The organism is Amycolatopsis viridis, assembly GCF_011758765.1.
Classification (GTDB): domain Bacteria; phylum Actinomycetota; class Actinomycetes; order Mycobacteriales; family Pseudonocardiaceae; genus Amycolatopsis_E; species Amycolatopsis_E viridis.
This window is the reverse complement of sequence record NZ_JAANOU010000001.1, coordinates 1,794,226-1,813,345: the sequence shown is the minus strand read 5'-3', so window position 1 is coordinate 1,813,345 and position 19,120 is coordinate 1,794,226. Positions and strand designations below refer to the sequence as shown.

The following is a 19,120-nucleotide window of genomic DNA, read 5'->3' as shown; positions in this document are numbered from 1 at the left end:
CGATAGGTTGACGGCGTGACCGACGTGTCGTTTGCCGGAGTCCCCCATCCCGACGAGCCCGCCCGCGCCGAGGCGCTGCGCCGGCACGCCGAGCTGCTCAAGCCGGTCGCGTCGCTGGGTGAGCTGGAGGCTCTCGGTGCGTGGGTCGCGGCCTGCCAGGGCGCGGTGCCGCCGCGCCGGTTCCAGCGGCCGCGGATCGTGGTGTTCGCCGGGGACCACGGGATCGCCGCGAAGGGCGTCTCCGCCTACCGGCCCGAGGTGACCACGCAGCTGGTGCACGCCCTGCTCAAGGGTTCCGGCCCGGTGGCCGTGGCGGCCGCGGTGGCCGGTGCCGGGCTGCGCGTGGTCGATCTCTCGGTGCACGGGGAGACGCCGGTGGCCGAGTTCAAGGTCCGGGCCGGGTCCGGGTCGATCGACGTCGAGGACGCCCTCACCGGCGACGAGGTGCACGCCGCCCTGCGCGCCGGGATGGCGATCGCCGACGCCGAGGTGGACGAGGGCACGGACCTGCTGGTCGCGGGCAGCATCGGCGTCGGGGCGACCACCCCCGCCGCCGTACTGGTCGCGGCGCTCACCGGCGCCGAACCGGTCGCCGTGGTGGGCCGCGGTTCCGGCATCGACGACCACGCCTGGATGCGCAAGGCCACCGCGGTCCGGGACGCGCTGCGGCGGGCACGCGCGGTGCTGCCCGATCCGGTCGCGCTGCTGCGCACGGCCGGCGGAGCGGACCTGGCCGCACTCGCCGGGTTCCTCGCGCAAGCCGCGGTGCGGCGCACCCCGGTGCTGCTGGACGGGCTGGTCGTGGGCGCCGCCGCGCTGGTCGCCGAGGAGCTGGCGCCGGGGGCGCGCGCGTGGTGGCAGGCCGCGCACGCGGACGCCGAACCGGCGCACAGCATGGTGCTGGAGCACCTCGACCTGAAACCGATCGTCGACCTCGGCATCCGGCTCGGCGACGGCACCGGCGCCGCCACGGCGCTCCCGCTGGTCGTCACGGCCGCCCGGCTGCTGACCGACCTGCCCACCCACGACGAGGCCGCGGTCACCCCGCCGAACGCTTGAACCTCACGTCACGTCAGGTCTTAGCGTCGTGCACACCGGCGCACAAGCGCAGGTGGAAGTGGGTGAACGGCATGCTGTACAAGGTCGGCGAGCTGGCGAAAGCCACCGGGCTCACGGTGCGGACCCTGCACCACTACGACCACGTGGGGCTCGTGCGTCCGTCCGGGCGCACGTACTCGGGGCACCGGCTCTACGACGAGCCCGACGTCCGGCGGTTGTACGAGGTGCTGGCCCTGCGGCAGCTGGGCCTGCCGCTCGAGGACATCGGCGCCGCACTGGCGGGCACGTCCGGTCTCGGTGAACTCCTCGAACGGCACCGGGAGCACCTGGACCGGCAGCTGGTGGCGATGCGCACCCTGCATGCGCACCTCACCACCATGCTCTCGACCCTCGGCGAGCAGGCCGGCGTCACCGACTTCCTGGCTCTGATCAGGGAGGTGACCACCGTGAACGAGACGGTGCGGCAGTACTTCAGCGAAACACAGCTGGCGGAGCTGGCGGAACGCCGCTCGCGGCTCGGCGACCAGGAGGACGTCCAGCGGAAGTGGCAGGACCTGATCCCGCGCGTGCAGCGCGCCGTCGAGACCGGGACCGACCCGGCGTCGGCGGAGGGCCGGGAACTCGGCCGCGAGTGGATGTCGCTGCTGGAGGCGTTCCACGGCGGCGACCCCGGCCTGCGGGACTCGCTGTACCGGATGCAGGCCGAGAACTCGGCCGAGATCCAGCACCAGCACGGTGGTCCGTCGCCGGAGCAGGTCGACTTCATCCGGCGGGCGACCCAGGGCTGACGAACAGCGGCCCCCGCACCGGGAACACCGGTGCGGGGGCCTTGCTCGTCGGAGGTGGATCAGGCCATCTTGCGCATCCAGCCGTGCCGGTCGGGGCGGGTGCCCTCCTGGATGCCGGTCAGCTCGGCCCGCAGCTGCATCGTCACCTCACCGGGCTCGCCGCCGGCGATGGTGAACTCGCCGCCCGCGTACTTGACCCGGCCGACCGGCGTGATGACCGCCGCGGTGCCGCACGCGAACACCTCGGTCAGCTCACCCGAGGCCGCCGCCTTCTCCCACTCCTCGGTGGAGATCCGGCGCTCCTCGACCGGCAGGCCGCGGTCGGCGGCCAGCTGGAGCAGCGAGTCACGCGTGACACCGGCCAGCAGCGAACCGGTCAGTTCCGGCGTGACGACGCGGGCGTCGGAGCCCGAGCCGAACACGAAGAACAGGTTCATGCCGCCCATCTCCTCGACGTAGCGGCGCTCCACCGCGTCGAGCCACACCACCTGGTCGCAGCCCTGCTCGACGGCCTGCGCCTGCGCCACGAAGGACGCCGCGTAGTTGCCCGCGAACTTCGCCGCACCGGTGCCGCCCGGCGCCGCCCGCACGTACTCGGTGGACAGCCACACGCTCACCGGCTTGACCCCGCCGGCGAAGTACGAACCGGCCGGCGACGCGATCAACAGGTACCGGTAGTCGTTGGCCGGCGAGTTCACGCCCAGCCCCACCGAGGTGGAGATCATGAACGGGCGGATGTACAGCGAGTCGCCCTGCCGGCTGGGCACCCAGCGGCCGTCGACCGCGAGGAACTCCTGCAGCGAGCCGAGGAACAGCTCGTCGGGCAGCTCCGGCATGGCCAGCCGCACCGCCGACCGGCGGAAGCGGGCCGCGTTGGCCTCCGGGCGGAAGGTCGCGATCGACCCGTCCGGCTGCCGGTAGGCCTTCAGGCCCTCGAAGATCGCCTGCGCGTAGTGCAGCACCGAGGTGGCCGGGTCCAGCGTGATCGGCTCGTACGGGCCGACGCCGGCGTCGTACCAGCCGCGGTCCTTGCTGTAGCGGATCGAGACCATGTGATCGGTGAAGACCGTTCCGAAGCCGGGCTTCGCCAGTACCTCGGCTACACGCTCCGCCGAAGCGGGTGACGGGTGCGGGGTACGGGTGAAGGGCATCGTGGTCGTCATCGGCCCAGAATAGCGGTTAGTTGGACTTCCGAGAATCGCCGACTCACTTACCATGTCCCGGTGACCGCCAACCTGCCGCGACGCGCGACCGACAACTCGGTGTCCGCGGGCCCCGCCTCCGACGTCCGCACCTTCATCACGGCCGTCCTGCTCACCTTCGCCGCCGGGGAGCTGATGCTGCTCGGCTACGCGCTGCTCGGCGTGTTCGGCGGGATCATCGGCCTGGTCGCCGCGATCTTCGGTGTGGTGTGGTGGCGCAGCATCCACGACAAGCGCGCCTTCCCGCGCGACCTGCCGGTCAAGTCGGTGGTGATCCTCGCGGTGGTGACCGCCGTCATCACCCTGCTGGCGTTCCTGACCGTCGCGTGACCGCGGTGGCGGCCGCGACCGCCACGACCGTACCGAGCAGAGCGAACGGCGGCAGCCAGGCCAGCAGTGTCACGGCCAGTACCGCGGTGATCACCGCCCGCGCGGTGATCCCGGTGGTCATCGACAGCACCGCGGTCACCAGTACCTCGGCCAGGGCGGCCGCCGCGGCGAGCAGCAGCGCCTGCTCCGGATCCAGCAGCGCCGCGGCCGCCGCCGCGATCAGTCCACAGGGGACGGACGCCCACCGCCACGCGAGTTCCTCCCGCACACCCCCGATCGCGAGCACCGCAGCGGGCACAGTGGACAGCACGACCACCCCGGCGAGCAGCGGATCGAGTGCCTGACCGTCCACCGCGGCGAGCGCGTCGCGCACCGGCACCCCGGACAACGCCAGCCGCACCGGGCCGAGCTGGTACAGCGCGCCCGCGGCGACCGCCAGCACGGCGATCACCGAGCCCGCGAGCCACGCCGGTTTCCGCCGGGGCAGCAACGGGAACAGCACCGCGGCGGACGCCAGCAGCCCGCCGGTCGTGAACCGCGGCGCGGTGACCGGCTGGGCCGGCTCGATCGCGAAGCACAACGCCACGAACCCGGCAGCCGCCACCAGGAGGACGCCGAGCAGCCACGCCCGCGCGTACCGCGCGAGCCGCAGCCCGGCGGCGCCCGCGGCGGTCACGACCAGGGCGCAGACCGCGGCGGCCCACCGCTGCCCCGGGACGAGGTAGGCGGCGAACACCGAGGCGCACAACGGCACCAGCGCCAGCCGCGACACCAGACCCGCCGCGGACAGCAGCCGGGCCGGGTTCGCCCTGACCACGGGTCCCTCCGGCACGCACCACGCCAGCAGGGCCGCCACCACGGCGCCACCGAGCAGCCACCAGCCGCCCGCCCGGGCGCCCACGGCCAGCGCGATCAGCAGTCCCGCCGCCAGCCGCACGCCCACCACCTGCCTCTCCCACCGGGCTCCGTCCTCATTAGCATGGCTCACGACCTCGCCGGGTAGCCGACCCGGCACGACCGTCGACAGATGCGCGAGGAGCCACAAGTGACCGTGCCGAAGTTTGCCCTGATCGAGAACACCGGCGCCGCGCTCGGTAAGAGCCGCGCCGAGGTCGTGGTGGTCGGGACGCTGCAGGGCGGCAAGGCGGTGACCCTGGCGCCCGGCGCCGAGGCCGTCGACGCGGCCTTCGACGGGACGCTGGCCGACGTGCTGGCCACCGTCGGCGCCACCGGCAAGGCCGAGGAGATCGTGAAGCTGCCCACGCTGGGCAAGCTGCCCGCCGCGGTCGTGCTCGCGGTGGGCCTGGGCCGGGCGGCCGAGGACGGCACCGTGACCGCCGAGCAGGTGCGCCGCGCCGCCGGTGCCGCCGGCCGCGCGCTCGCCGGCACGGCGCGCGCAGTCGTCACACTGTCCGCTGTGGACCTGCAGGCCGCGGTCGAAGGCACCGCGCTGGGCGCCTACCGGTTCACCGAGTACAAGTCCGAGCCGGGCGAGGCGCCGCTGGCGGCCGCCGACTTCACCACGCCGCAGGCAGGCACCAAGCGGGCGCACACCGCGACGCTGAAGGCCGCGACCGCGATCGCGGATGCCGTCACCATCGCCCGCGACCTGATCAACACCCCGCCGAACGACCTGTACCCGGCGTCCTTCGCGGAGCGGGCCCGCAAGCTGGCCGAAGCCGAGGACCTCGAGTTCGAGGTGCTCGACGAAAAGCAGCTCAAGCGCAAGGGCTTCGGCGGCATCCTCGGTGTCGGCGGCGGGTCGTCCCGCCCGCCGCGGCTGGTGCGGGTGTCCTACCGGGGCCCGAAGGCGGCCAAGAAGGTCGCGCTCGTCGGCAAGGGCATCACGTTCGACTCGGGCGGCATCTCGATCAAGCCGGCCGCGAACATGGACCACATGACCTCGGACATGTCCGGGGCCGCCGCGGTGCTCGCCTCGGTCGTGCTCGCGGCCCGGTTGAAGTACCCGCTCGAGGTCACCGCCAGCATCCCGCTCGCGGAGAACCTGCCGTCGGGCACCTCCTACCGCCCCGGCGACGTGCTGCGCATGTACGGCGGCAAGACCGTGGAGGTCCTCAACACCGACGCCGAGGGCCGTCTGGTGCTGGCCGACGCGATGGTGCGCGCGGCCGAGGACGACCCGGACTACCTGATCGAAACCTCGACGCTGACCGGCGCGCAGATGGTCGCGCTCGGCAACCGCACCGCCGGGATCATGGGCTCCGACGAGTTCCGCGACCGGGTGGCGGCGATCGCGCAGGCCACCGGTGAGGGCGGCTGGCCGATGCCGCTGCCCGAGGAGCTGCGCGGCGACCTGGACTCGCGGCTGGCCGACCTGGCGAACGTGACCGGGCACCGGTGGGGCGGCATGCTCGCCGCGGGGATCTTCCTGCGCGAGTTCGTCGCCGAGGGCCTGCCGTGGGCGCACATCGACATCGCCGGCCCGGCGTTCAACACCGGCGCGCCGTGGGGCTACACCGGCAAGGGCGGCACGGGCGTCCCGGTCCGGACGATCGCCGCGGTGCTCGCGGACATCGCCGACCAGGGCTGACGAGCACCCCGCCGTCCGGGTGGCGCCGCGCGCGGCGCCACCCGGACGGCCGGATCAGCTCTGCGCGCGCTTCCGCCGCTGGGTGTACTCACGCATGCGCGTGGGGTAACCGACTTTCGCGACCTCGTAGACCGGGATGGCGTGCTTGCGGCCGAACTGCTGGGCGGCGCCGAGGCTGCCGATCCGCCGCCTGGTCCATTCGCCGTCGTGCGCGATGAGGACGACCGTGGTCTCGGTGACGGTCGTGCGGGGCTCGACGTAGGCCTCGACGCCGCGCCGCGCGTCCGCCCAGGCCGTCAGGTGGCGCAGGTCCGCGTCGGTGGCGCGGCGCAGCGTGCCTGCCTTCCCGGCACCGCGCCGGCGCTTCAGACCGTCGAACAGACCCACCTCGACCACCTCATCTCCGCCTGCCCTCCCCGGCCATTATCCCGTTGATCCAAAGTGCGCCGATTAACACACCCCGGCTACCTCGCAGCCCCCGACTCCGTAGTGACAAGATGATGAGGGTTTGGACGTAAAACGAGGAGTAAACGACGTGAGCGACGCTGGCGCCGACCTGGTGATCCTCGGTGGCGGATCCGGCGGCTACGCGGCGGCCTTCCGCGCCGCGGAGCTGGGGCAGTCCGTCATCCTGATCGAGAAGGACAAGCTGGGCGGGACGTGCCTGCATCGCGGCTGCATCCCGACCAAGGCCCTGCTCCATGCCGCCGAGGTCGCCGACACCGCCCGTGAGGGCGAGCAGTTCGGCGTGAAGACCACTTTGGAGGGCGTCGACATCGCCGGCGTCCACAAGTACAAGGACGGGGTCATCAGCCGCCTGTACAAGGGGCTGCAGGGCCTGGCGAAGGCCCATCAGGTCACCGTCGTCGAGGGCACCGGCACGTTCGTCGGCGGCACCACCGTCGAGGTGGACGGCACCCGCTACACGGGCAAGAACCTGATCCTGGCCACCGGCTCGTACTCCAGGACGCTGCCCGGGCTCGAACTGGGCGGGCGCATCATCGCCAGCGACGAGGCGCTGACCCTGGACTGGATCCCGGAGAAGGTGGTCGTGCTCGGCGGCGGCGTCATCGGCGTCGAGTTCGCGAGCGTGTGGGCCTCCTTCGGCGTGGACGTGACCATCGTCGAGGCGCTGCCGCGGCTGGTCCCGGCCGAGGACGAGTTCGCCAGCAAGCAGCTGGAGCGCGCGTTCCGCCGGCGCAAGATCGCCTTCAAGACCGGGGTGAAGTTCACCGGCGCCAAGCAGGACGAGAACGGCGTGAGCGTGTCGCTGGAGTCCGGTGAGACGCTGGAGGCGGACCTGCTGCTGGTCGCCGTCGGCCGCGGCCCGAACACCGCGGGCCACGGTTACGAGGAGGCCGGGGTCGAGATCGAGCGCGGGTTCGTCGTCACCGACGAGCGGCTGCGCACCAACCTGCCGAACGTCTACGCGGTCGGCGACATCGTGCGCGGCCTGCAGCTCGCGCACCGCGGTTTCGCCCAGGGCATCTTCGTGGCCGAGGAGATCGCCGGGCTGCAGCCGAAGCCGATCGACGAGGCCGGCATCCCCCGCGTCACCTACAGCCACCCCGAGGTCGCCTCGGTGGGCCTGACCGAGGCGGCGGCCAAGGAGCGCTACGGCTCCGGCGTGCAGACCCTCACCTACGACCTCGCGGGCAACGGCAAGAGCCAGATCCTCAAGACTTCCGGCGCGATCAAGGTGATCAAGGCGCCGGACGGGCCGGTCGTCGGCCTGCACCTGGTCGGGGACCGGGTCGGCGAACTGATCGGCGAAGCCCAGCTGATCTACAACTGGGAGGCGTTCCCGGAGGACGTCGCTCCGCTGATCCACGCCCACCCGACCCAGACCGAGGCCCTCGGCGAAGCACACCTCGCCCTGGCCGGCAAGCCACTGCACGTGCACAGCTGAGCCGGACCGCAGCCGACAAGATTCAAGGGAGTCAATTCACGATGGCCTTCTCCGTCACACTGCCGGAGCTCGGCGAGAGCGTCACCGAGGGCACCGTCACCCGCTGGCTGAAGCAGGAGGGCGACACGGTCGCGGTCGACGAGCCGTTGCTGGAGATCTCCACCGACAAGGTCGACACCGAGGTCCCCTCCCCGGTCGCCGGCACCCTGCAGAAAATCGTCGCCCAGGAGGACGAGACCGTCGAGGTCGGCGGCACGCTCGCGGTGATCGACGACGGTTCCGGCGGCGACTCCGCCCCGGCCCAGGAGCAGGAGTCCGCGCGGCAGGCCCAGCCGGAGCCGGAGCCGCAGCCGGAGCCGCAGCCCGAGCCGCAGCAGGAGCAGGCGGCACCGCAGGCGCAGCCGGCGCCGAGCGGGTCCGCCCAGGGCACCCCGGTGACCCTGCCGGAGCTCGGCGAGAGCGTCACCGAGGGCACCGTCACCCGCTGGCTGAAGTCCGTCGGCGACCAGGTCGCGGTGGACGAGCCGCTGCTGGAGATCTCGACCGACAAGGTCGACACCGAGGTCCCCTCGCCGATCGCCGGCACCCTGCTGGAGATCAGCGTGGGCGAGGACGAGACCGTCGAGGTCGGCGGCACGCTGGCGATCATCGGTGACGCGAACGCCGCGCCCGCGCCGCAGCAGGAGCAGCAGAAGGCGCCGGAGCCCAAGGCCGAGCCGAAGCCGGAGCCCAAGCCGGAACCGGAGCCCGAGCCCAAGCCGGAACCGGCCGCGCAGGCCCCCGCTCCGCAGCAGCCCGCCCCGCAGCCCCAGGCGCAGCAGCCCCAGGTGCAGCAGCCCGCCCCGCAGCCGCAGGCCGCCCCGGCCGCGAGCGACGGCGACGGCAGCGGCCCGTACGTCACCCCGCTGGTTCGCAAGCTGGCCTCCGAGCACGGCATCGACCTGTCAACCGTGACCGGCAGCGGCGTCGGCGGCCGCATCCGCAAGCAGGACGTGCTGGCGGCGGCCGAGGCCAAGCAGAAGCAGAGCGCACCCGCCGCGCAGGCGCCGGCCGCGGCGCCGAGCGCACCCGCCGCGCAGGCGCCGGCCGCGGCGCCGAGCGCACCCGCCGCCAAGGCGCCGGCCGCGGCCTCGCCGGAGCTGGCCGCGCTGCGCGGCACCGTGCAGAAGGCGAGCCGGATCCGCCAGGTCATCGCGCAGCGCACCCGCGAGTCGCTGCAGACCTCGGCGCAGCTCACCCAGGTGTTCGAGGTGGACGTCACCAAGATCGCCCGGCTGCGCCAGCAGGCGAAGGCCTCGTTCCAGGAGCGCGAGGGCGTGAAGCTCACGTTCCTGCCGTTCTTCGCCAAGGCGACGGTCGAGGCGCTCAAGCAGCACCCGAACATCAACGCCTACCTGGACGAGGAGAAGAAGGAGATCACCTACTTCGGCGAGGAGCACCTCGCCATCGCGGTGGACACCGAGAAGGGCCTGATCTCCCCGGTCATCCACAAGGCAGGCGAGCTGAACCTGGCCGGCCTGGCCCGGGCGATCGCGGACGTCGCGGCCCGCACCCGCGCGAACAAGATCAAGCCGGACGAGCTGTCGGGCGGCACCTTCACGGTGACCAACCTGGGCAGCAACGGCGCCCTGTTCGACACGCCGATCATCAACCAGCCGCAGTCCGGGATCCTGGGCGTCGGCGCGGTGGTGAAGCGGCCGGTCGTGGTCACCGACGCCGACGGGCAGGACACCATCGCCATCCGGTCGATGGCCTACCTGGCCCTGACCTACGACCACCGCCTGATCGACGGTGCCGACGCCGGCCGGTTCCTGACGACGGTCAAGAACCGCCTGGAAGAAGGCCACTTCGAGGACGAGCTGGGCCTGTAACACCGCCACTCGTGAGAACCCCTCCTCCGCCCCACGCGGAGGAGGGGTTCTCATGTGCCGCCGCACCGCGGGGGGACGTGCGCGATCCGGCGGCGTGAGCAACGATCGGGGTATGCGTGTACTGATCGCCGGTTCCAGCGGGCTCCTCGGCTCGGCGCTCGTCGCCGCGCTGCGCGACGCGGGCCACGACGTGCGGCGGCTGGTGCGGCGCGCGGCCCGGGCCGCGGACGAGCACTCATGGGATCCGCCGGCGGGCCGGATCGACGACCGCGCGTTCGAGGACGTGACGGCTGTGGTGAACCTGTGTGGCGCGCCGATGGGCCTGCGGTGGAGCGCGGCACGCAAGCAGATGATCCGGGACAGCCGGATCGAGCCGACGGAGGTGCTCGCCGAGGCGGTGGCCGAGTACCGCATCCCGGCCCTGGTCAACGCCTCGGCGATCGGCTACTACGGCGACACCGGGGACACGGTGGTGACCGAGTCCGCGCCCCGGGGCGAGGGTTTCCTGGCCGAGCTGTGCGAGGCGTGGGAGTCGGCGACCGCGCCGGCGGCCGAGGCCGGATCGCGCGTGGTGAACCTGCGCACCGGCCTGGTGCTCGGTCCGGGCGGCCTGCTCGGGCCGCTCAAGCCGTTGTTCTGGCTCGGGCTCGGCGGGCGACTCGGCGACGGCGGCCAGTACATGGCGTGGATCAGCCTCCGCGACCACGTGTCGGCGGTCCGGTTCCTCCTCGAGCACGAAACGGTGTCCGGCCCGGTGAACCTGTGCGCGCCGGAACCGGCCACCAACGCGGAGTTCACGCGGGCGCTCGCGCACGTGCTGCGGCGTCCCGCGCCGTGGTGGGTGCCCGGGTTCGCGTTGCGCGCCGCGCTCGGCGAGGTGGCCGACGAGATGGCGCTGGTTTCGCAGCGCGCGGTGCCGGCGGTGCTGGAGAAGGCCGGGTTCACGTTCGTGCACACCGATCTCGTCGGTGCACTGGCGGTCGCCCTGTGAGGAGGTGGCCGGCGCTCGGCGCGGTGTTCCTCGTCCTGTTCCTCGGGCTGGGCGTGGCCGTCGCCGGGCCGCCGACCGCGGTCGACCTGACCGTCGCCGGGTGGGTGCAGGGCTGGTGGCGGGGAACGCCGGGCCGCATCGCGCAGGTGGTCAGCGACGTGTTCGGACCGGTGGTGCCCGCGGTGTTCGCGGTCGCACTCGCCCTCGGGATCGTGCTGTGCTGGTGGCGCGGGCTGCGCCGCGCGGCTGGCGTGGGCCTGCGGGTACTGGGGGTGCTCGCGCTGACCCGGCTGGTGAGCGTGGTGTCCAAGCCGCTGTTCGTGCGCGCCCGGCCCCGCGCGTACCCGGAGTTCAGCTACCCGAGCGGCCACGTGGTGTCGATCTGCGGCACCGGCCTCGCGGCGGTGCTGCTGTGCGTGTGGCTGGCGCCCAGGCTGACCCGGTGGGTGGCGGCGTTCTTCGCGGTCGCGACCGTGCTGTGCGCGGCGAGCCGGGTGGTGCTCGGGGTGCACTGGCTCAGCGACACGGTGGGCGCGGTGCTCGGCGTGCTGGGGGTCGGTCTGCTCACCGCGTGGGCGGTGCGGTTGCTCCCGCCACAGCCCGTCCCGGCCGCTGCGCCATCGGCGTAATGTGCCCATCGTGAGTCCACAGTCCTGCCGTGCCACCAGCACCCCGATCCGCGTCAAGAACATCGGGCTGATCGACTACCAGCAAGCCTGGGACCTGCAGCGCGAACTGGTGAACACCCGGGCGGATTCCGCGGACGCCCCGGACACGCTCCTGCTGCTGGAGCACCCGTCGGTCTACACCGCGGGCAAGCGCACCGAGGAGGCCGACCGGCCCACCGACGGGACACCGGTGATCGACGTCGACCGCGGCGGGAAGATCACCTGGCACGGGCCGGGTCAGCTGGTCGGGTACCCGATCGTGAAGCTGGGCGACCCGATCGACGTCGTGCACTACGTGCGGCGGCTGGAGGAAGCGCTGATCCGGGTGTGCGACCAGTTCGGCGTGTACACCGGACGGGTCGAGGGCCGCAGCGGCGTGTGGGTGCCGGCCGACGAGCGCGGCCCGGAGCGCAAGATCGCCGCGATCGGCATCCGCGTGCAGCGCGGCGTGACGATGCACGGCTTCGAGCTCAACTGCAACGCCGACCTGTCGGCGTTCGACAAGATCATCCCCTGCGGTATCCGCGACGCGGGCACCACGTCGCTGTCGCAGGAACTGGAGCGCGACGTCCCGGTCGCCGAGGCACTCCCCCTGGCCCGCGACGCCGTGCTCGCCGCCCTCGACGGGGAGCTCGCCGTGTCGGACGACCGGTGGCTGCGCCGCGAGGACACCGCACCGTCCGCGCCCGGGGTCACCTTCGCCCTCCGGCCCTGAGCGCGGGCCGGAGGGCGCGGGCGATCAGAGCTGCCGGGCCACCTCGGACGCGATCAGCTCCAGGTGGTCCAGATCGGACAGATCGAGCACCTGCAGGTACAGCCGGGTGATGCCGGTGGCCTCCCGGTACCGGCCGATGCTGTCCACCACCTCGGCGACGGTGCCGGCGAGACCGTTCTGCTTGACCTCGGCGGTCTCCCGCCCGATCGCCGCGGCCCGGCGCGCGAACTCGGCGTCGTCCTTGCCGACGGCCACCACCTGCGCGGCCGACCGGATGATGCCGGACGGGTCACGGCCGATCTCGCGGCAGGCCGCGTCGACCCGCTCGAACTGGGCAGCGCCGGTGGCGGCGTCCACGAACGCCACGTTGAACTCGTCCGCGAAGCGCGCGGCGAGCGCCGGGGTGCGCTTCTTGCCGCCACCACCGATGATCACCGGCGGGCGCGGCGACTGCGCGGGCTTCGGCAGCGCGGGCGCGTCGCTGAGCTGGTAGTGCTTGCCGGTGAAGGAGAACGTCTCACCGTCCGGGGTTTCCCACAGGCCGGTGATGATCTCCAGCTGCTCGGCGTAGATGTCGAAGCGCTCCTTGATCTCCGGCATGGGAATGCCGTACGCCTCGTGCTCGGCGTCGTACCAGCCCGAACCCAGCCCGAAGTCGACGCGGCCGCCGGACATCTGGTCCACCTGTGCGACGGAGATCGCCAGCACCGACGGGTGCCGGAACGTCGCGGCGGTCACCAGCGTGCCCAGCCGGATGCGGGAGGTCTCGCGCGCCAGCGCGCCCAGGGTCACCCACGCATCGGTCGGCCCGGGCAGCCCGGAGGCCGAGCCCATCTTCAGGAAGTGGTCGGAACGGAAGAAGGCGTCGAAGCCGTTGTCCTCGGTTGCCTTGGCGACGCGCAGGAGGTCGTCGTAGCTCGCACCCTGCTGCGGTTCGGTGAAGATCCTCAGGTCCACCCCGTCAGCCTAACCACTCAGCTGGTGCGGCGAACGCGGTGCAGCAACTGCATGATCACCTGCTCGACCTGCGCGCCGACCTTCTTCGGGTCCGGCGAGCTCGCGATCTCGGTGGCCGCGCTGTGCAGGGCGCCGAACAGCAGCCGTGCGGTGACCTCGACCGGCACTTCGTCGACCTCGCCGGCCTCGATCAGGTCCTCCAGGCTCGACCGGATCAGCCCGAAGCTCGCCCTGTCCTCGGCCTCCCGCCAGCGCTCCCAGCCCATCACCACCGGCGCCTCGTGGATCGCGATGCGCTGGTAAGACGGGTCGAGGCAGCTGGCGATGAACCCGCGCAGCCCGGCCAGGGCGCGCTCCCACGGGGCGCCGCCGCCGGCCATGATCTCTTCCAGCCGCCCCAGGACCTGGCTCTCGACCTTCGCGAACGCGGCCTCGAACAGCGCCTGCTTTCCGCTGAAATGGTGGTACAGCGCCCCTTTCGTGACCCGCGCGCGCTTGGCGACCTCGTCGAGCGAAGTGTTCGCATATCCCCGTTTGGTGAACAGCTCGACCGCGCTGCTCACCAGGGCCGACCGCGTGGACTCGGAATAGTCGAGGCGCCTGGACCGCATTGTCACCACGCTCACAAGCTTACGCCGGTTTCGGTTTCCATACCCGTGGTATGTTCACGGTGTCGGCACCATACCGACGGTATGCTTCAAACTCTCAGTAGGCGGTCACGCGATGAGCTGGAACGACTTCTACCGGCGGCGCGACATCCTGGACGCCGTCCTGACCGCAGCGGCCCGCGACCCGCGGGGCCCGCTGCCCTTCGACGAGATCCCGGGGGCCGCAGAAACCTTCGGCAGCCGGGAGAACCTGATGCTCGCGCTGCACCACAAGTGGACCCAGCTGCTCAGCGGGCACCTGCGCGCCGAGGCGGCGGGGGACGACGACCACGTGGACGCGGTCAAGCGCGCCTGGACCGCGGCGGTCCGCCGCAACCAGACGCTCCACCAGGTCGTCGCCGCGCACCGGGACGACCACCCCGCTCTCGAGTCCGCGCACCGCGCCGAGCAGGCGATGCTCGCGGTGGCCGCCGGGCTGGCCGAGCCGGACGAACCGGCGGCCGAGATCGTCAAGGTGGGCGCCGCATTCGAGGCGCTGCTGACCGAGGGGCCGGGCGTACGGCCCGCGCGGCCGTTCGACCGCCTGTGGCGGATGCTGGCCCCAAGCGCGTGATCTTCGTCAGGGCCCGGAAACCGCGCCGTCGCCTTACTATCTCGAACATGAAGACGTGGACCGCGGCCGACATCCCCGACCAGCCGGGCCGCACGGTGCTGGTCACCGGCGCGAACTCCGGCCTCGGTCTGCAAACCGCGCTCGTGCTCGCCGGCAAGGGCGCTCGAGTGCTGCTCGCCTGCCGCAACACCGAGCGCGGCGAACAGGCGCTGCGCACGGTCGCCGCGGCCGCGGCGAGCCGGCCCGAGCTGGTCGCGCTCGACCTGGCCGACCTGGCGTCGGTGCGGGCCGCGGTGGCCCGCGTCGGCGAGCTGACCGGCGGCGTGCTCGACGTCCTGATCAACAACGCCGGGCTGATGGCAGCACCCCAGGCCCGCACCAAGGACGGTTTCGAGCTCCAGTTCGGCACCAATCACCTCGGCCACGCGGCATTGACGTGGCTGCTCATGCCGGCCCTGCGCCGCGGCACGCACGCCCGCGTGGTGACGCTGTCCAGCCTGGCCGCGACCGGCGGGCGGGTCGACTTCGACGACCCCAACTTCGAGCACCGCCGCTACAACCCGGCCGCGGCGTACGCGCAGTCCAAGCTCGCCAACCAGATCTTCGCGCTGGAACTGGACCGGCGGCTGCGCGCGGCCGGTGACGCCGTGCTCAGCGTCGCGGCCCACCCCGGGTACACCGCCACCAACCTCAGCTCGACCATGTCGAAGGCCCAGGGCAACACGGTGGTCCGGGCCGTCATGGGCGGTGTCACCGCCCTCGGCGACCTGCTCCTCGCGCAGAGCGTCCGCACGGGTGCGCTGCCGTCGCTGATCGCGGCCACCGCACCGGACGTCAACGGCGGCGACTACCTCGGCCCGCGCCTGTTCGGCGGCATGCGTGGCGACCCCGCGGTGGTGCGGCCGCTGCGGGCCGCGCTCGACCGGGACAACGGGGCCCGGTTGTGGGAGCTGACGGCCAAGTTGACCGACGTCACCCCGGACCCCGCGTAAGGTCGTTTTCCGGCACCGGGGGCGTAGGCTGGGGCGCGTGACTGTTGTGCCTGAAGGTCGGAAACTGCTGCGGCTCGAGGTCCGCAACAGTGAAACCCCGATCGAGAAGAAGCCGTCCTGGATCAAGACCCGCGCGAAGATGGGGCCGGAGTTCACCGAACTCAAGGGCCTGGTCCGCCGGGAGGGCCTGCACACGGTCTGCGAAGAGGCGGGCTGTCCCAACATCTACGAGTGCTGGGAGGACCGCGAGGCCACCTTCCTCATCGGCGGTGACCAGTGCACCCGCCGTTGCGACTTCTGCCAGATCGACACCGGTAAGCCCGCCGAGCTGGACCGCGAGGAGCCGCGCCGGGTCGCCGAGAGCGTCCAGGCGATGGGCCTGCGCTACTCCACCGTCACCGGGGTCGCGCGCGACGACCTGCCCGACGGCGGGGCGTGGCTGTACGCGGAGACGGTTCGCCAGATCCACGCGCTGAACCCGGGCACCGGTGTGGAGCTGCTGATCCCCGACTTCAACGCCGACCCCGGCCAGCTGGCCGAGGTGTTCGGCGCCGAGCCGGAGGTGCTGGCGCACAACGTGGAGACCGTGCCGCGGATCTTCAAGCGCATCCGCCCCGGCTTCCGCTACGCCCGCTCGCTCGAGGTGATCACCCGCGCCCGCGAGGCCGGGCTGGTGACCAAGTCGAACCTGATCCTCGGCATGGGGGAAACCCCCGAGGAGGTCGAGCCGGCGATGCGCGACCTGGTGAACGCCGGGTGCGAGATTCTCACGATCACCCAGTACCTGCGCCCGTCGGTGCGGCACCACCCGGTGGACCGGTGGGTCAAGCCGGAGGAGTTCGTCGAGCACGCCAAGGTCGCCGAGGGTCTCGGGTTCGCCGGTGTGATGGCCGGGCCGCTCGTCCGGTCGTCCTACCGCGCGGGCCGTCTCTACGCCCAGACCAAGCGTCACCGCGGCGAGGAACTGCCGGAGAACCTGGCGCACCTGGCCGAGGCCGGGCCGGCCGCGCAGGAAGCCAGCAGCCTGCTGGCCCGCTGAAAGCCAGGGTCTTTCCCTGACGTGAGTGCACTGTGTGCCCGATACCGTGGCCGGTAGCGTGAACAGGGCAGCAAGGGCATAACGGACAGGGGATCGCTGGTGGCGTTGGTAACCGACATCTTGGACTGGCTGCAGGCACTACCGCAGCCGGCGCTGGTCAGCGCGACGGGCGCGCTCGTGCTGGCCGAGTGCACCATCGGGCTCGGTTTCATCGCCCCGGGCGAGTCGGGCCTGCTGGTCGCCGCGACCACCGCCAACACGGCGCCGCGGTTCCTGATCCTGTGGGCGGTGGTCGCGGTGTGCGCCATCCTCGGCGATTCACTGGGCTACGCGATCGGGCGGAAGTTCGGGCCACGGCTGCGCGAGACCAAGCTGATCCAGAAGTACGGCACGGACGCCTGGGACAAGGCGACGGACGTGCTGCACCGGCGCGGCGCGTGGGCGGTGTTCTTCGCGCGGTTCCTGCCGGTGATCCGGACGCTGACCCCGGCCGCGGCCGGCACTTCCGGGCTGGAGTTCCGGAAGTTCCTGCCGGCCGCCGCCGCGGGGGCGACGTGCTGGTCCCTGCTGCACATCAGCCTGGGCGCCGCGATGGGTGAGGCGGCCAAGCGCATCGAGGGCCTGATGAGCACCGGCGGCCTGATCGTGGTCGGCGTGCTGGCCGCGGTGGGCGTCTTCTTCCTGCTGCGGTGGAAGAAGAAGAAGAAGGCGATGGCCAAGCTGCCGACCCCGGCGGAGAGCAGCAACGTGGAGTAGCCCGCCGGTGACCGGAGTTGGTCACACCGGCGCGGCGCGACGCGGGGAACCCGCCGCGCGCCACCTTCCGATGACAGCGCGGCGACCGCTGGTGCCGGCTCAGCCGGTTGCGTAGCGGCGGGCCACGCTGTCCTCGGTCGAAGCGCCCGCTCGCCAGTCGGCGATCCATGGGCCGGTGCCCTCGCTCGGGTCCAGCACGCCTTCTTCGAGCCAGGTGTGGGCGCCGTCGAGGACGCGGCCGGTCAGCAGGCGGTCGGCCTCGTCCGTGTTGTGCCACAGTGCTTCGAACAGCGCCTCGATCCGCAGTCGTGCCTGCCGGCAAAAGACGTCGGCCAGTTCGTAGGCGGCCTCGCCCTCCCGTGCGTCGTCCTCGCGCTGCATCTCCGCCCGGACGCACGCGGCCGACATCGCGAACAGTTCGGCGCCGATGTCCACGATCCGCCCGAGGAAGCCCTGCCGTTGCTCCAGCCCGGCCTGCCACCGCGCCATTCCGTAGAACGTGGACCGCGCCAGCTTGCGCGCCGTCCGCTCGACGTAGCGCAGGTGTGGGGCGAGCTGCCCGAACTCGGCGAACGACGTGGGCACCTGTCCACGTCCGGCGACCAGTTGCGGCAACCACTTCGCGTAGAACCCGCTGGCCTTCGCGGCGGCCTTCGCCTTCGCCGGCAGGCCGGCGTCCGCGTCCGCCAGTGCCCCGGCCGCCGCGAGGTGCGCGTCGACCGCCTCGCGTGCGATGAGCAGGTGCATGATCTCGGTCGAACCTTCGAAGATGCGGTTGATCCGCAGGTCGCGCACCAGCTGCTCGACCCCGACGGCGCGCTCCCCGCGCGCGGCGAGCGACTCGGCGGTCTCGTAACCGCGCCCGCCGCGGATCTGCATCAGCTCGTCGGCGATCTTGCAGGACATCTCGCTCGCGTACAGCTTCGCCAGTGCCGCCTCGATGCGGATGTCGTTGCGGCCCTCGTCGCTCATGTGGCCGGACAGCTCCTGCACGCTCTCCAGCGCGTACGTCGTGGCCGCGATGAACGAGATCTTGTTCGCCACCGCGGCGTGCTCCGCGATCGGTTTGCCCCACTGCACCCGGGCCGCGGACCACTCGCGCGCGATCTTCAGGCACCACTTGCCCGCGCCCGCGCACATCGACGGGATCGACAGGCGCCCGGTGTTCAGGGTGGCGAGCGCGATCTTCAAACCCTTGCCCTCGCCGCCGACGACGGCGTCCGCGGGTACCCGCACCTGGTGGAACCGGGTGACACCGTTCTCGATGCCGCGCAAGCCCATGAACGCGTTGCGCCGCTCCACGGTGATGCCCGGCGAGTCCATCTCCACGATGAACGCGGTGATCCCACCCCGGTGTCCCTCGCTGCGCGGCACCCGCGCCATCACCACCACCAGTTCGGCCACCACACCGTTGGTGGTCCACAGCTTGACGCCGTCGAGCAGGTAGCCGCCGTCGCCGGTGGGCGTCGCCGTGGTGGCCAGGCGCGCCGGGTCGGACCCCACGTCCGGCTCGGTGAGCAGGAAGGCGGTGACCGCGCCTTCCGCGCAGCGCGGCAGGAACTTCGCCTTCTGTTCGGGCGTGCCGGCCAGCTTGAGCGGCTCCGGCACGCCGATCGACTGGTGCGCCGACAGCAGCACGCCCAGCGTCGGGTGCACCGAGGCGAGCAGCGCGAGCGCCCGGTTGTAGGTGACCTGCGACAGCCCCAGCCCGCCGTATTCCTCGGGGATCTTGATCCCGAAGCAACCCAGCTCGGCCAGGCCCTTGACGTACTCGTCGGGGATGCGCGCCTCCCGCTCGATCACCGCGCCGTCGAGCGTCTCGGCGTACTCGCGCAGGCGGGTGAGGAACGCCCCGGCCTTCGCCGCGGCGGCCGGGTCGGCCCGCGGGTGCGGGTGGACCAGGTCGAGCCGGAAGCGCCCCAGGTAGAGCTCCTTGGCGAACGACGGCTTGCGCCAGCCGCTCTCCCGGGCCTCCTCGGCGACCGCGCGGGCTTCCTGCTCCGTCACCTTCGGCTGATCAACCACCGAGCACCTCCCCGTGTGCCGTCAAGACTTTTGTGACCAGTGTTAC

At 72.2% G+C, this 19,120-nt stretch carries 19 protein-coding genes; 13 read left to right on the top strand and 6 right to left on the bottom strand.

Annotated features, from left to right (window positions below):
• Positions 1-15: 15 nt before the first annotated feature.
• Positions 16-1,059, top strand: coding sequence for a nicotinate-nucleotide--dimethylbenzimidazole phosphoribosyltransferase (gene cobT, locus FHX46_RS08940; protein WP_167112336.1), 1,044 nt, complete (start codon positions 16-18; stop codon positions 1,057-1,059).
• Between the two features lie 71 nt (positions 1,060-1,130).
• Complete coding sequence (locus FHX46_RS08935) at positions 1,131-1,847, top strand: MerR family transcriptional regulator (protein ID WP_167121293.1); 717 nt, start codon at positions 1,131-1,133, stop codon at positions 1,845-1,847.
• A gap of 59 nt (positions 1,848-1,906) precedes the next feature.
• On the opposite strand, the gene FHX46_RS08930 is transcribed toward FHX46_RS08935, so the two are convergent.
• The gene (locus tag FHX46_RS08930) at positions 1,907-3,010 is read right to left on the bottom strand and encodes a branched-chain amino acid aminotransferase (protein ID WP_167112335.1); all 1,104 of its coding nucleotides are present in this window, start codon (positions 3,008-3,010) and stop codon (positions 1,907-1,909) included.
• A gap of 60 nt (positions 3,011-3,070) precedes the next feature.
• Here FHX46_RS08930 and FHX46_RS08925 point away from each other — a divergent pair, with 60 nt between their 5' ends.
• Positions 3,071-3,379, top strand: coding sequence for a hypothetical protein (locus tag FHX46_RS08925; protein WP_313886069.1), 309 nt, complete (start codon positions 3,071-3,073; stop codon positions 3,377-3,379).
• Here the strand turns inward: FHX46_RS08925 and FHX46_RS08920 are convergent.
• Positions 3,348-4,316 (bottom strand): hypothetical protein, encoded by a 969-nt coding sequence (locus tag FHX46_RS08920; RefSeq protein ID WP_313886068.1) that lies wholly within the window; start codon positions 4,314-4,316, stop codon positions 3,348-3,350. The two genes, FHX46_RS08925 and FHX46_RS08920, sit on opposite strands and share 32 nt — an antisense overlap.
• Positions 4,317-4,424: 108 nt before the next feature.
• On the opposite strand from FHX46_RS08920, the gene FHX46_RS08915 reads away from it, so the two are divergent.
• A complete protein-coding gene (locus FHX46_RS08915; RefSeq protein WP_167112333.1) occupies positions 4,425-5,930 on the top strand; it encodes a leucyl aminopeptidase in 1,506 nt (501 codons plus the stop codon).
• A 54-nt stretch (positions 5,931-5,984) separates the two neighbouring features.
• On the opposite strand, the gene FHX46_RS08910 is transcribed toward FHX46_RS08915, so the two are convergent.
• Positions 5,985-6,326 (bottom strand): oxidoreductase, encoded by a 342-nt coding sequence (locus tag FHX46_RS08910; protein ID WP_167112331.1) that lies wholly within the window; start codon positions 6,324-6,326, stop codon positions 5,985-5,987.
• Positions 6,327-6,465: 139 nt separating this feature from the next.
• Between FHX46_RS08910 and lpdA the strand changes: the two genes are divergently transcribed.
• The 5 genes from lpdA (at position 6,466) to lipB (ending at position 12,084) form a co-directional block, all read left to right on the top strand.
• Positions 6,466-7,839, top strand: coding sequence for a dihydrolipoyl dehydrogenase (gene lpdA / locus FHX46_RS08905; RefSeq protein ID WP_167112329.1), 1,374 nt, complete (start codon positions 6,466-6,468; stop codon positions 7,837-7,839).
• Between the two features lie 41 nt (positions 7,840-7,880).
• Positions 7,881-9,710, top strand: a complete 1,830-nt coding sequence (sucB, locus tag FHX46_RS08900) for a 2-oxoglutarate dehydrogenase, E2 component, dihydrolipoamide succinyltransferase (protein ID WP_167112327.1) — start codon at positions 7,881-7,883, stop codon at positions 9,708-9,710.
• A 112-nt stretch (positions 9,711-9,822) separates the two neighbouring features.
• Positions 9,823-10,701: a TIGR01777 family oxidoreductase gene (locus tag FHX46_RS08895; protein WP_167112325.1), complete on the top strand. Its 879-nt coding sequence runs from the start codon at positions 9,823-9,825 to the stop codon at positions 10,699-10,701.
• Positions 10,698-11,330, top strand: a complete 633-nt coding sequence (locus FHX46_RS08890) for a phosphatase PAP2 family protein (protein WP_167112323.1) — start codon at positions 10,698-10,700, stop codon at positions 11,328-11,330. Before FHX46_RS08895 ends, FHX46_RS08890 begins: the two co-directional genes overlap by 4 nt.
• A gap of 10 nt (positions 11,331-11,340) precedes the next feature.
• Positions 11,341-12,084 (top strand): lipoyl(octanoyl) transferase LipB, encoded by a 744-nt coding sequence (lipB, locus tag FHX46_RS08885; protein WP_390622597.1) that lies wholly within the window; start codon positions 11,341-11,343, stop codon positions 12,082-12,084.
• A gap of 24 nt (positions 12,085-12,108) precedes the next feature.
• Here lipB and FHX46_RS08880 read toward each other — a convergent pair whose 3' ends face one another.
• Positions 12,109-13,041: an LLM class F420-dependent oxidoreductase gene (locus tag FHX46_RS08880; RefSeq protein WP_167112320.1), complete on the bottom strand. Its 933-nt coding sequence runs from the start codon at positions 13,039-13,041 to the stop codon at positions 12,109-12,111.
• Positions 13,042-13,058: 17 nt separating this feature from the next.
• Entirely contained in the window at positions 13,059-13,652 is a 594-nt protein-coding gene (locus FHX46_RS08875; RefSeq protein ID WP_167112318.1) for a TetR/AcrR family transcriptional regulator, read from the bottom strand.
• A 112-nt stretch (positions 13,653-13,764) separates the two neighbouring features.
• Here FHX46_RS08875 and FHX46_RS08870 point away from each other — a divergent pair, with 112 nt between their 5' ends.
• The 4 genes from FHX46_RS08870 to FHX46_RS08855 all read left to right on the top strand — a co-directional run bounded on the left by FHX46_RS08870 (position 13,765) and on the right by FHX46_RS08855 (position 17,049).
• On the top strand, positions 13,765-14,262 hold the full coding sequence (locus FHX46_RS08870) for a hypothetical protein (protein WP_167112316.1): 498 nt from the start codon (positions 13,765-13,767) through the stop codon (positions 14,260-14,262).
• A gap of 47 nt (positions 14,263-14,309) precedes the next feature.
• A complete protein-coding gene (locus FHX46_RS08865; protein ID WP_167112314.1) occupies positions 14,310-15,254 on the top strand; it encodes an oxidoreductase in 945 nt (314 codons plus the stop codon).
• A 37-nt stretch (positions 15,255-15,291) separates the two neighbouring features.
• The gene (gene lipA / locus FHX46_RS08860; protein ID WP_167112312.1) at positions 15,292-16,293 is read left to right on the top strand and encodes a lipoyl synthase; all 1,002 of its coding nucleotides are present in this window, start codon (positions 15,292-15,294) and stop codon (positions 16,291-16,293) included.
• A gap of 99 nt (positions 16,294-16,392) precedes the next feature.
• Positions 16,393-17,049, top strand: a complete 657-nt coding sequence (locus tag FHX46_RS08855; RefSeq protein ID WP_167112310.1) for a DedA family protein — start codon at positions 16,393-16,395, stop codon at positions 17,047-17,049.
• 99 nt (positions 17,050-17,148) lie between these two features.
• Here FHX46_RS08855 and FHX46_RS08850 read toward each other — a convergent pair whose 3' ends face one another.
• Positions 17,149-19,074 carry an acyl-CoA dehydrogenase family protein gene (locus FHX46_RS08850; protein WP_167112309.1) on the bottom strand — a complete coding sequence of 642 codons (1,926 nt, stop codon included), beginning with the start codon at positions 19,072-19,074 and terminating at the stop codon, positions 17,149-17,151.
• Positions 19,075-19,120 lie beyond the last annotated feature (46 nt).

Excerpts from the sequence above, each read along its gene's own strand:
- FHX46_RS08935 (WP_167121293.1), top strand. The coding sequence starts at position 1,131 with ATGCTGTACAAGGTCGGCGAGCTGGCGAAAGCCACCGGGCTCACGGTG.
- FHX46_RS08930 (WP_167112335.1), bottom strand. The coding sequence starts at position 3,010 with ATGACGACCACGATGCCCTTCACCCGTACCCCGCACCCGTCACCCGCT.
- sucB (WP_167112327.1), top strand. The coding sequence starts at position 7,881 with ATGGCCTTCTCCGTCACACTGCCGGAGCTCGGCGAGAGCGTCACCGAG.
- FHX46_RS08895 (WP_167112325.1), top strand. The coding sequence starts at position 9,823 with ATGCGTGTACTGATCGCCGGTTCCAGCGGGCTCCTCGGCTCGGCGCTC.
- FHX46_RS08875 (WP_167112318.1), bottom strand. The coding sequence starts at position 13,652 with ATGCGGTCCAGGCGCCTCGACTATTCCGAGTCCACGCGGTCGGCCCTG.
- FHX46_RS08870 (WP_167112316.1), top strand. The coding sequence starts at position 13,765 with ATGAGCTGGAACGACTTCTACCGGCGGCGCGACATCCTGGACGCCGTC.
- FHX46_RS08865 (WP_167112314.1), top strand. The coding sequence starts at position 14,310 with ATGAAGACGTGGACCGCGGCCGACATCCCCGACCAGCCGGGCCGCACG.